We start from the raw sequence: 11,375 nt of genomic DNA, 5'->3' as shown, positions 1-11,375 counted from the left end.
CATCATCAACGGCCATCCACAGAGCCAGATCGAGGAACTCATGCCCTGGCGATTCCGGAAAACATCAAGCCCAAACCCATAGGTGATCGGCGAGGCGCTTACGAATATACGTCAAGGGCCGCCAGTTCGTTATGGAGTTCGCGGAGGGCGGGGATGACGAGGGATGTCTTTGTATGCCTCATGCTCGATGAAGCGCACGGTCTCGGGCCCTTGCCTAGGCTTGCCGAGGACGGGCCTCCCTTTTTGTCGACGCAGTAGATCAGGATCGGCAGCAGCAGGCCGTGGTTGGGGTTGTTGATGTCGAGTAGCCGTTCCAGCTTTTGATGTTGAGATTCATGGCGGCGTATAACCCCTCGCACATGGCCGGGATTGATGCCGCCGCTGGGCTGGGTGGCGAATCGGGGCGTATAATCCCCCTGTCTGTCGAAGAGCGTCGCGTTGATCCGGTTGTGGATCCTGGCGATGTTGGCAAACACGTCGTGATCGGTTGCAGACCTTTGGCCAAGTCGTCGCGCCGCAACCCCATGAGCGGGCACATTCCAGTCTTGCTGGTCCGCGAACAGCGGCCCGGTGACGCCGCCGTTGCGAAGCCATCCAGCACCGACATGGTCCGCACCCCACGGGCGGGGGCGATCTTAGCTACCCAGCGCCTCGTCCGACACGGCCATGTATCGATCGCGCCTATGCCGTCAATGGGAGCGGCATCTCTTCGCGGCAGACCGAGTTCCAAGGCGTTAGCTCGTCCCAGCGCGAGGTTGGCCAGTCGTTGACATTGGCCATGTAGGCTTCGGCATCGAGACCGCCCGAGCGTGCAGGTCTCCATGCTGAGCACGACCGCTGAGCGCTCTTTTGCGCCTGCCGCAAAAGTGCGTGACCACAGCCTCACGCCTGCCAGCGCGGCCTGCGGCGATCGAAGAAAGCCGCGATTCCTTCGGCGGCGTCGGTCATTTCCCACGCATCCGCCAGCGAAACGATCGTTTCGCCGATGACCGCGTCATCGATTGTCGACCCAAGGCGGCGCGTAAGCGCCTTGGCGGCGGCGACGGCCTGCGGTGAGGCCGACCGATAGGGCCGGATCTCGGCCTCGACCGCCTCCTCCAAGTCGGCCGGGGTCACGGCTCGGGAAACCAGTCCGAGTTCGCAGGCTTCAATGGCATCGAATATCCTGGCTGACATGAAGACCCGCCGCGCCCGGCCCTCACCCATCCGAGCCAGCACATAGGGGGAGATCGTCGCAGGGATGAGGCCTAGTCTGACCTCGGTGAAGCCGAACTTCCCGGTGTCGACTGCGATCGCGACGTCGCAGACGCTCATCAAGCCGAGACCGCCGCCGAATGCTTGGCCGTTAATGCGGCCGATCAGTGGCTTAGGTAGTTCGTTGAGCGCGCGCAGAGCTAGGGCCAGCTTCCTGGCATCGGCGATTCGCTCGTCACGCGCGGCCGAAGCCTGCACCCGCATCCAAGTGAGATCAGCTCCGGCACAGAAGCTGTCACCCTCGCCCGTCAGCACCACCGCGCGCACCTTGTCGTCATTGGCGAGGAGCTCGGCGGCGGCCGCAATTTCGGCGATCATCTGTCCCGACATGGCATTGTGCTTGTCAGGGCGGGCAAGGGTCAGCGTAGCCACCCCGATCTCGTCAGTCGTGACACGGATGGTCTCGAAGTTCATGGCCGCTCCTCTCTCAGGCTGTCCGCGAAGCGGGCCGCCGCCCCTAGTCGCTCGATATGGAGACCCGTCTCATAGCTCTTGTCGGCTAACATTGCGGCGACGGCCAGAGTGTCCACATTGCCTTTCGCACCGGGGGCGAAAGGGCAGCCGCCAAGGCCACCGACCGCTGCGTCGAAGGTGCGCAAGCCCTTCTCCAAGCTTGCAAGGATGTTATCGAGGGCCCGCCCCCCCGTGTCGTGGTAATGTCCGGCAAGCCTCCCGGCCGGCACCTCCTCCAACACGGCATCGAGCATGGCCGAGATGGTTGCGGGCGTCCCTTGGCCGATCGTGTCGCCCAGCGAAATCTCATAGCAGCCCATCTCTAGGAGCGTTGCCGCAAGCTGTGCGACAACTGCGGGAGGTACTCGGCCTTCATAGGGACAGTCGGTTACGCAGGAGACATAGCCCCGCACCGGAGTGCCGTCGGCGGAAGCGGCAGCGAGCACGGGGCGGAACCGCTCGAGGCTCTCGGCAACCGAGCAGTTGATGTTCTTACGGCTGAAGGTTTCGGAGGCCGACGCGAACACGGCGATCTCGTCAGCATTGGCCGCCCGAGCCGCCTCGTAGCCCTTCAAGTTGGGGACCAGCACCGCGTAGACAACGTCGGGCGCACGGCGAATACCGGCCATAACCCCCGCAGCGTCAGCCATCTGCGGCACCCACCTCGGCGACACGAAGGAGGTTGCCTCGATATTCTGAAAGCCGCAGTCCGACAGCATGTCAATAAGTCGAATCTTTTCAGCCGCCGGCACGAGGCGCCCCTCGTTTTGGAGCCCGTCGCGTGCCGCCATCTCGAAAATGCGAACGAATTCGCCCATCGGCTAGGCCTTTGGCTAAAAATATCGATTTGATCATCGGCAACCAAAGGATCGCCTGCATGCATGGCGGCTATTATTTTCCGACCAACCTCACATCGACCGGATAGATACCGCTTTCGTTAGCGATAATCGGGTTGATGTCGATTTCCGCAAGATTTTCCATTCTCAAGACCGCCATAGACAAGGACGAGATGAAGTTGGCGAGAGATAGCTTGTCGACTCTCGGAAAGTGCCTGAAACCGTCGAGGATCTTCGCAACTCGGGTTTCCTCAATCATGTTCAAGGCTTCCTCGGGAGAGACCGGTGCCCCGCGGAAAGTAACGTCTTCGGCCGCTTCGACCAACACGCCCCCTGAGCCGAACAAGATCACCGGACCGAAAACAGGATCATTGGTAGCACCCACAAATAGTTCCGTGCCGCGATCCACCATCGGCGTGACGATGAAACCGAAGGTTGTTCCTGGACCGGCGTGTGATTTCACGGCCTTTGTGATATCGGCGGCTGCAGCCTGCGCGCCCTCTCTCGTCACTCCGAGACGCACCCCGCCCACGTCGGACTTATGGCTGACCGCCGCCGAATCAACCTTCACCGCACAAGAGGTTGCGAACTCGGAAACTGCCGCCTCTACGGATTCGGCATCGACAGCAGCCGACCATTGACCAGCGCTTACACCCAATTTCTGCAATATCTCGCGAGCCGTCGTCTCGGCCGACAAGCCGTTGGGCACGACCACCCGCAGCACCTCGGTTGCCAACGTTGCGTTGTGGTTGCCATGCTTTGAAAGCCAACTCGCCCTCTCAAAAAGCGCTGTTGAGCCTGCGACAGCCAAATCCAACGAGGCAAAAACTTGCATGCCACCATGTCGCAAGATCTGGTGGTTCTCAGGCATTCGGCTGGCGTAGCAACTATGGAAAACGAGAGGAAGGCCGGAGGCTTTTTGCAATGCAACGATACGCTCGGCGGCCGAATTCTCAGCAGTCACGAGAGAAGCTTCGAATCTTAAGTGATACGCTCCAAACATCCCGGATGTCAGGATGAGCCCAACCTCTGGATCTGCCGCCAAGATCTCAATGCATTCAGGAAAGACATCCGGATGGGCATCTATGGCACTGTAAACGTCGATCGGATTTTCGACACTGGCCTCTTCTCCGAGCACCTTTCTCAACTTGGCCTTGGTTTCCTTTGAAAGAGACGCAAGGGGCACGCCCGCGCGGGATAAAGCATCAACTGCCAGTGTGGCATGTCCACCTCCGTCAGCCAGAACCACAATCCCAGCCCCTGGTCTGGGAAGAGGAGTAGTTGCCAGAAGCGCAGATATCGGAAGCAATTCGTCCGAACGATCCACCAGCGTAACGCCCATCTGCGGCAACACCCTCAAAGCGATATCGTCGGCACCAGCAATCGAACCAGTATGAGAAAGCGCCGCCTTTCCACCTTCGTGGGATCGCACTCCTCGGAGCATTACAATCGGGCAACTCTGCGCGACGCGTGCGGCCGAATTCAGAAAACGCCGCCCATCAATGAAACCTTCATTGTAGATCGCAATTGAACGAGTGCTCTTGCGTAGACAAAGCTCTTCGATCAGTTCGTCATATCCAACATCAGCCTGGTTCCCTAGACCAGCAATGACATCGAAGCCGGGACCGTTTATCGCACGGCTGTCTTCGAGTACCGTCAAAATCATGTTACCGCTTTGCGTTAAGACGCTGACGGGTCCCTTTGGGGGCAGTTCCGGCAGGCCGATTAGGTCCGCCTGTATGGTACAGTTCACCATGCCGGACGTGTTCGGCCCGATAATGCGGACCCCGCTTTCTGCTAGGGCGTCTCGCAATCTCTTTTCTGTGCTTGCGGCTTGGTCTCCCCGCTCGCCAAAGCCGTGTGCGACAACAATGGCACCCGCGATGCCCTTTTTGCCGCACTGAAGAAGAAGATCGGGCACTTCCTCAGCCGGCCGGACAATCACCGCTATGTCCACGCCATCCGGAAGGGCGTCTATTTCGCTGATGACGGGCAAACCGAGGATCGTCCCTCCCTTCGGGTTGACCGGTAGGATCGGATAACAGTAGCCAGCCTTTTGCAGCGCGTTGATGATCTGATATCCGCGCTTGGAGGGACTTGCAGATGCGCCAATGATCGCGACGGAATGCGGCTCGAGAATGCGGCTTACCGCTGTTGGCTTATTGAGAGCGTCCATTCCTATTTTCCTTCAAACTTGGGGGAGCGGCGTTCGGCAAAAGCTGCGACTCCCTCAGCCCAATCCTTCGTTTCCATGATGGCCAGCACGTCTTCGGCCTCGGCACGGAATAAGCTTTCGGGGCTTTTCGGAAAATTGATCGCCGCCTTAAGGCGGCCCATCGGCAACGGAGCGTTCTTAACGAGTCGCTCCACTAGCGCGGTGGTGCGCTCCACCAGACGATCCGCTGGTGGAGCCTCAGTCGCCAGGCCAATCTCGAAGCATTTCGCGCCGGTTATCCTGTTGCCCAGCAGCAAAAGACTTGCCGCATTTCTTAGTCCAATAAGGCGAGGGAGGCGGACCGTTACACCTCCCCCTACATAGGTGCCAATGGCAACTTCCGGAAAGCCGAGCTGGGCATCCTCGGATATGATCAGAAAATCAGCAGAGGTCGCGATTTCCGCTCCGCCCCCGACGGCATAGCCATGCACCTGGGCGATAACGGGCGTTTTCATCGTCTGAATCTGTTCGCAAACACGCTGCCCGAGCATGATATAGGACTCGCGATCATCGCGCGTCCGGCCGCCAGATTTGTGGGCCTTTAGATCGGCGCCCGCACAGAATGCCCGGCCGTCTCCGGAAAGGATCACACACCGTATATTTGGGTTTTCATCTGCAAACTTCAGCGCATCCAAAGTTTGTTGATAAAGGTCTTCATTGACGGCATTCAGCCTCTCCGGCCGGTTGAAGATGATGTGAAACGCTTGATTTTCCTGCTTCGTAACAACTTCGTTCATGCGTATTCTCTTTGTGACTGATCCTCGTCAGTCTCCCCAAAAAATATTGCGCGTCCAACATTTTGTGGACATAGATTGATCGCATGAGCGCAATAATCGGTAGGCACTCTGACATCCGCTGCTGGAGCGGATGGTGGGGCAAGGCCACCGCTCTGGTTTGCATGACCGTCGTGTCCAGCTTGGAATTGATGATCGACGCCGGGTCGCAGGCAAATCCAACGTGACGCCGACAAAAAACAATATTGAAATGTCGGTCACGAGCTTGGCGATCGGCGGCAAAGCAGTTGGGGCCTCGAGGCTTCCCCAAACGGGCATGAACGAAAATGCCGCGACAAAACCACCATTGCAAATGTTCCCATCGACGGCGAGCCGCCCATACTCCAATTTCAGCGAGGCCCCGTCGGTTGTTACATCGGCCTGCCGATTATCGAGCCCTGACCTGGAGCCCCACATCGTTACAAATTAATTTAGCGAATGTGGCAAGGCCTTCCGCGATCTGCCGCAACGCCCTTTCGATCTTCCGCTCACCACGCCGCATAGACTACCTTGTCGCGATCGCCTGAGATGACGACCGTAGGCGCCTTGATGTCGCGGTAATGCGGCCGTCCCGGCGCCTTCCGCGCCAACGCCATCGATGTCGCTGGTCTCTATCGCTACGCGCTCAACGCGGCGTCGTCGTCAAGGTTAGAGGGATCAAGTTAGCGCCTTCGACAGCCGATCCTCGTCCCGAGTACGTTCTATCCAGGCACACATCAAACCCGAGCCCTTGGCGCGCCTTGATAGGCCAAGCTAATTTGGCAGCAGGCGAATGGTCCTTCGAGCCCGGCCATGCGGCAACGTGTCGGGCCGATTGAAAGGTCCCAGGTGCCGGCGTCTTTATGACCCAGCGACGCACCGACCGGCCCGACAGCGGGGTCTGCGCAACCCGCCGTCCGCACTTCTTGACCCAATGCCTGGCCATCAATCTTGCCTCCAACTATTGCGCGTTGAACATGTTTTGCGTATAGATCGTTCGCGAATGAGTAATAATATCACTCTCAGGCATTTGCGTGCGTTCGTCTCAATCGCGGAGCGGGGTGGGTATACCGCTGCAGCGCAGTTTCTGAACATCTCGCAGTCGGCTCTAAGCCGAACAATTGTGGAGATTGAGGAGGAACTCGACACTCGCCTATTCGAGCGCACCACAAGGCGGGTCGTTGTCACAGCATCTGGCGAACAGTTCCTGATGAACGCGCGCCGTGTTCTTGAGGAATTCGACAGCGCACTGTCGCGTTTCCAGCTTTACCATAGCGGACTGAATGGGGTCGTGAGCCTAGCGGCACTTTCGTCGGTCGCGTCCACTATACTGCCAACGATCATTTCCGAATTCCGGAAAGCCAGGCCCAACATTAGAATCTCGGTAAAGGATGGTTTTGCGGGGGAGGTTGTTCATTGTGTGTCCAACGGAGAAGTCGATTTTGGCATCACTTCCTTTCCAAAGGCGAAAGGGCGGCTAGTATGCGAACGGATCGCGGCGGATAGACTGATTTGCATCTGCTCGAAAACTCACAGATTTGCGAACATGGAAACAGTGTCTTGGACCGACTTGGCTGGGGAAGACTTCGTCGCATTCGATCCTTTGAGTAGCATTCGCAGTTGTGTGGATCGTGCTTTGCAAATTGCCGAAATTCAACTCGGGACCGTCACACAGGTTCGTGACGTCGGCGCGGTTGCGGGCCTCGTATCCGCCGATCTAGGCGTATCCGCAGTGCCCAGCCTTGTCCTGCCCATGATGCAGTTTTGTGAATTTGCCCAAAAAGAGTTGGTGGGTCCGGTAGTCGAACGCGAGATCTATCTTATCCACGATCCACAGACACCTATGCCTCCGGCTGCCGGAATTCTCATGGAAATGCTGCGGCAGGGGGCAAAGCAGGGATTCAGAATTCCGACCGGAGCCAGATGGTTAAACAAGTCGCAACCTAATCCCCCGAAAAAGAAATAGGAAGGGAGCGAAAAGCAACCTACTATTGCAGATTTCGGAAGAGTCCGGACAGGCCTTGATCGCTGTCATATGGATATGGATAGAGTGCTGAGGGTAGCACCTCCGAAGTCGATAGGGCTCGGCGACGTCTAGCCTTCACTAAAGGCCGTGGTAGATCAGTTAACGGTCGTTACTTCGGTTGCGCTGCGCAGCTCGCTGTCCGTGATGTCGTCGGCAAGTTCAACGAGCTTTAAACCGCCTTCGACGACGTCGAGCACGCCAAGGTTGGTGATGATCCGATCGACCACGCGCTGACCGGTCAGCGGCAGGGTGCAGGCCTTTAGGACCTTCGACTCCCCGGCCTTGCTGGTGTGATCCATGACCACGACCACACGCTTGACCCCAGCGACCAGGTCCATCGCCCCGCCCATGTCCTTGACGAGCTTGCCGGGGATCATCCAGTTGGCGAGGTCAACGCTCTCCGAAACTTCCATCGCGCCGAGGATAGCCATCGCTATCTTGCCGCCGCGGATCATTGCAAAGCTCTGCGCCAAGTCGAAGAAGGCCGAATGCGGTAGTGCCGTCACCGTCTGCTTGCCCGCATTGATGAGATCGGCATCGACCTGAAAACGGGCCGCGACGCCCTCAGGAATGAGCCACACGGCTTCGGCATCCCAATCGAGGCGAACGGATGCCCCAGTCGGATATGGCCGCCCGTTTGCATGCAAGCGGCGATCAATGGTGTGCCGCGCACTGTCTCGGCATGATAACGAACGGTCTGGCCGAGATAGACGGATTCGATGACGGTCTCGGGACACCCCGCTCCGAATTCGGCCCGAGCCGCGCACGTGTTCAGGCCGTATGCTGATGGCAACCAGCGAACCGGACGTTCCCGGCACCATGCCGGATCACTCCGCCGTCAAGGCAATTGGTAGTGCCGAGAAAGCCTGCAACAAACCGGTTGTCAGGTCTGGTATAGGCTTCCAATGGCTCGGCGATCTGCTGAACCGCGCCGTCGGCCAGGACTAGCACGCGATCCGAGAGGGAAAGCGCTTCCTCCTGATCGTGGGTGACCAGGATTGTGACAATTCCGAGTTTGCGTTGCAATTGTTTCAGCTCAACTTGCAACTGCTCGCGCAGCATTGAGCGCGAGGTTGCGCACCTCCATGTCTTCGCTCATACACTGGCGAAGTTGGGTCATGACAAACTCCTTTGTCGGATGGAATGGGCTGCAAGCAGGCACTCCATGCTGAAGCGCGGACGAACGACGCCATAACGATCGCGCCGTCGGCCAACACCTCCCTTGCGGCTCCGCGAACGGGGAGCGGGTTAGTCCAATGGCTTCTGCTCAAGGCTCGATAATCGGCAGGTCGATGTAACAACCGGTGGGGCCTCGATGAAATTGAAGGATCGGCGGCTCGCCATCGACAGGAACATTTGCAAAAGTGGTTTTGTCGCTACCGGCGAGACACACCCTCAGCCGGTAGCCGGCGGGAACACGGGCGGAAATTGGATGCAACGTGAAGGTCAGGATCGCCGCCTCGCCCGGGATAAGCGGTTCGGCGTCGCGTCTCAGGTAGCTGTGCTGCGGTCCTAGAGCGCTGAATGGTGAGTCGGCCCAAACCTTCCGGTGAAGTGCACGAAGCTGCCCTTCCGTCAGGTAAAGGGACACTCCGTCCGACCGTACGGCTTCAAGATACACCAAAAAGGCACCGTCGTCACGGGTGGAGGTAACGTTCAAATGGACGAAGGGATGTCCGGTAATCTCTAGGTCATGCGTCAAAGGGTCGCCCGTGTAAGCAAGGCCAGCGGCGTCAAACCGCCGCCTGTCTCCGTAGTCCACCTGTCTGTAATCAATCTGGGTTGCCCATCGGCTCGTTTCAACGTCACCCGCTGTAGGGTCGACCTGAAGCGAGTCGAAGCCCGCCTCTCCGGGCGATGAGCTCAACCGGGAGCCACTTGCCATGTGCCACCGTTGATGCATGGCCGGGGGCGGCCAGGACCGGGTCGATTTCCACGCACCTTCGCCGAGCGTATAGTAGTGAAGGATCTTCCCATGCTCGTGGGCAGCCTGGCCGTTGAAGCACAAGTCCGCGAAGCGGATGTCATTTGCGTGCTGCGTCGCGATGGTTGGAGGGATCGTCTCGCCGGGAGCACGGAGGGGATCATAGGCATAGTCGCCACCATGGTTCCACGGACCAATGATCACGTTCATGGGATTTGACTGGCCGAGGAAGCGACGAATAGCACCTTGCGCAGTTCCACCGTCAAACCAGCCCGCCAAGTTCTGGGTTGGGGTGCCTGAGCGAGAGATCCGGTCCGCTACCTCCTGGGTACTCCAGTCGAGCATTGAGTCTCCCCAGGTGCTCGGTCGATCATCCTTAAACTTCACCTGCTGGAATCCCTCCGATATGGGCGCCGCGCGCTCGTGATCGCGTAGGGCCGCAGCAAGGTCTGCCTCGCCGTCGAGTCCTGTGGGACGAACGCCCGGCGAGCGCTGGCCGTTGGCGAGAATTTTCACATTGCGGTCGAGCTCTTTGACGCGGTCGGACCAGGTTTGCACGACGAAGAGGTTGGGTAATCCGCCGGGAAAAAAGCAATCCTCATAAGAATCATAGTCTGCAAACCGCGGTATGATGCCCTTCAGGGCCGGATGATTTCGCTCCGCCATCCAGTCCGCCGTGTTGGCGGTATAGGACAGGCCGTACCCCACCACACGACCTGTGGACCAGGGCTGGGCGACGATCCAGTCGAGCACTTCGCTGAAATCCAGCGTTTCGGCGCGTGAACGGTGATAAGGCCACACGCCGAAAGAGGCTCCGGTTCCGCGAACATCTCCAACGACCACGGCATAGCCATGCGGCACAAGCCCGCTTGCAAACTCATGGGGCGGACCCTCTTTGACCCCACGCCAGTAGCGCGTCATCACCAGAATGGTGTCGCGCTTAACGTTACCACCGTCACCCATTGGACGGGCGACATCCAAGGCAATCCTTACGCCGTCGCGCGTCGTCACGTAAGTGGATTCCAGCGGGCCGACCCTATAAGGCTTGGCGGCAGCACCCTCGAAGTCATAGCCAAAGATCGAATGTGACGTTTCCTGAGACGCGATGCTCATGCAGGTCCCCCTATCGCGACATCGTTCCCGAATGCATCGAAATTATCGCGTCCGATCCGCAGGTAGGCTCGTTCTAGCGATCAGGATGATTGGCGCCTAGCACAGCATTGCGTCCAACATTTTTTGGGCATGGATTAATCGCGAATCAGCAACAGTATGACCTTTAGGCATCTTCGGACGTTCATCGCGCGGGGCGCCGATATGGATTGGGTTCTTCCGCATGGTTGGTGCAGGTTGCGGGATTCGCGGAACGGTACAATAAGTTCATAGAGTCGGAATCGGAGTCGACGCCGTGATTTGCCCGTGCTCCATGACTTCCATCGCTGATTTCACCCCAGCTTGGATTGTCCAAATTCTGCCGCAGGCCGAGAGGGTGGTGTCGCTTGTGGCCCGGTGAAGTCGATAGACTTGTGCTGTCCATGTTGCGGCCGCCGAACCCGCCAGGTCCACAGTCATTACATGCGCCGGTTGAGCGATCTGCCGTGGCAGGGGTGGGTTGGGTTTCGATGCACCGATTCACAGTGCTGCGCCGGATCTTCACTGAGTGGCTTCCCGATACAGTCAACCGAAGGCTCGACGCACCGTTCGGCTCGGCGAAAGCCGGCTGGCAATCGCCTTCTGTCGGATAGGCTCGCCATTCCGGCGAGCGGCGACACGCTGTTGCAGATGATCCGCGCGGCTGTGACCTGCCACGGGTAATTTCCTCCATCTGAGATTAGAGTCCGGCCTCGATTGAAGGACGGACTGATGAAGAGAAAGCGGTTTACGGAAGAGCAGATCATCGCGGTTCTGCGTGAGCACG

At 58.6% G+C, this 11,375-nt stretch carries 10 protein-coding genes; 1 reads left to right on the top strand and 9 read right to left on the bottom strand.

Annotated elements, in window-relative coordinates; translation table 11 throughout:
* Window positions 1-98: 98 nt before the first annotated feature.
* From NKI19_RS32130 to NKI19_RS32110, 5 genes are all read right to left on the bottom strand, one after another.
* On the bottom strand, window positions 99-476 hold the full coding sequence (locus tag NKI19_RS32130) for a hypothetical protein (protein WP_352567643.1): 378 nt from the start codon (window positions 474-476) through the stop codon (window positions 99-101).
* 406 nt (window positions 477-882) lie between these two features.
* Entirely contained in the window at window positions 883-1,668 is a 786-nt protein-coding gene (locus NKI19_RS32125) for a crotonase/enoyl-CoA hydratase family protein (RefSeq protein ID WP_352567642.1), read from the bottom strand.
* Complete coding sequence (locus NKI19_RS32120; RefSeq protein WP_352567641.1) at window positions 1,665-2,525, bottom strand: hydroxymethylglutaryl-CoA lyase; 861 nt, start codon at window positions 2,523-2,525, stop codon at window positions 1,665-1,667. Before NKI19_RS32120 ends, NKI19_RS32125 begins: the two co-directional genes overlap by 4 nt.
* Before the next feature lie 73 nt (window positions 2,526-2,598).
* Window positions 2,599-4,719 (bottom strand): acetate--CoA ligase family protein, encoded by a 2,121-nt coding sequence (locus NKI19_RS32115; RefSeq protein ID WP_352567640.1) that lies wholly within the window; start codon window positions 4,717-4,719, stop codon window positions 2,599-2,601.
* A gap of 2 nt (window positions 4,720-4,721) precedes the next feature.
* Window positions 4,722-5,495: an enoyl-CoA hydratase/isomerase family protein gene (locus NKI19_RS32110; RefSeq protein WP_352567639.1), complete on the bottom strand. Its 774-nt coding sequence runs from the start codon at window positions 5,493-5,495 to the stop codon at window positions 4,722-4,724.
* 1,018 nt (window positions 5,496-6,513) lie between these two features.
* Here NKI19_RS32110 and NKI19_RS32105 point away from each other — a divergent pair.
* On the top strand, window positions 6,514-7,476 hold the full coding sequence (locus NKI19_RS32105) for a LysR family transcriptional regulator (protein WP_352567638.1): 963 nt from the start codon (window positions 6,514-6,516) through the stop codon (window positions 7,474-7,476).
* Between the two features lie 155 nt (window positions 7,477-7,631).
* On the opposite strand, the gene NKI19_RS32100 is transcribed toward NKI19_RS32105, so the two are convergent.
* The 4 genes from NKI19_RS32100 to NKI19_RS32085 all read right to left on the bottom strand — a co-directional run.
* Window positions 7,632-8,117, bottom strand: a complete 486-nt coding sequence (locus tag NKI19_RS32100) for a CoA-transferase (RefSeq protein WP_352567637.1) — start codon at window positions 8,115-8,117, stop codon at window positions 7,632-7,634.
* Window positions 8,118-8,307: 190 nt separating this feature from the next.
* Window positions 8,308-8,598, bottom strand: coding sequence for an ATP-binding cassette domain-containing protein (locus NKI19_RS32095; RefSeq protein ID WP_352567636.1), 291 nt, complete (start codon window positions 8,596-8,598; stop codon window positions 8,308-8,310).
* A 205-nt stretch (window positions 8,599-8,803) separates the two neighbouring features.
* Complete coding sequence (locus NKI19_RS32090) at window positions 8,804-10,573, bottom strand: CocE/NonD family hydrolase (RefSeq protein WP_352567635.1); 1,770 nt, start codon at window positions 10,571-10,573, stop codon at window positions 8,804-8,806.
* Between the two features lie 561 nt (window positions 10,574-11,134).
* A partial coding sequence (locus NKI19_RS32085) for a hypothetical protein (protein WP_352951280.1) occupies window positions 11,135-11,375 on the bottom strand: 241 nt, incomplete at its 5' end.

This window comes from Mesorhizobium sp. M0751, assembly GCF_040320265.1.
In the GTDB taxonomy this organism is placed as follows: domain Bacteria; phylum Pseudomonadota; class Alphaproteobacteria; order Rhizobiales; family Rhizobiaceae; genus Mesorhizobium.
This window is presented reverse-complemented; position numbering and strand designations above follow the sequence as displayed.

Bases quoted from the DNA above. Each gene is read 5' to 3' on its own strand.
- NKI19_RS32095 (WP_352567636.1), bottom strand. From the start codon at position 8,598: ATGCTGCGCGAGCAGTTGCAAGTTGAGCTGAAACAATTGCAACGCAAA.
- NKI19_RS32090 (WP_352567635.1), bottom strand. From the start codon at position 10,573: ATGAGCATCGCGTCTCAGGAAACGTCACATTCGATCTTTGGCTATGAC.
- NKI19_RS32105 (WP_352567638.1), top strand. From the start codon at position 6,514: ATGAGTAATAATATCACTCTCAGGCATTTGCGTGCGTTCGTCTCAATC.
- NKI19_RS32125 (WP_352567642.1), bottom strand. From the start codon at position 1,668: ATGAACTTCGAGACCATCCGTGTCACGACTGACGAGATCGGGGTGGCT.
- NKI19_RS32110 (WP_352567639.1), bottom strand. From the start codon at position 5,495: ATGAACGAAGTTGTTACGAAGCAGGAAAATCAAGCGTTTCACATCATC.
- NKI19_RS32120 (WP_352567641.1), bottom strand. From the start codon at position 2,525: ATGGGCGAATTCGTTCGCATTTTCGAGATGGCGGCACGCGACGGGCTC.
- NKI19_RS32115 (WP_352567640.1), bottom strand. From the start codon at position 4,719: ATGGACGCTCTCAATAAGCCAACAGCGGTAAGCCGCATTCTCGAGCCG.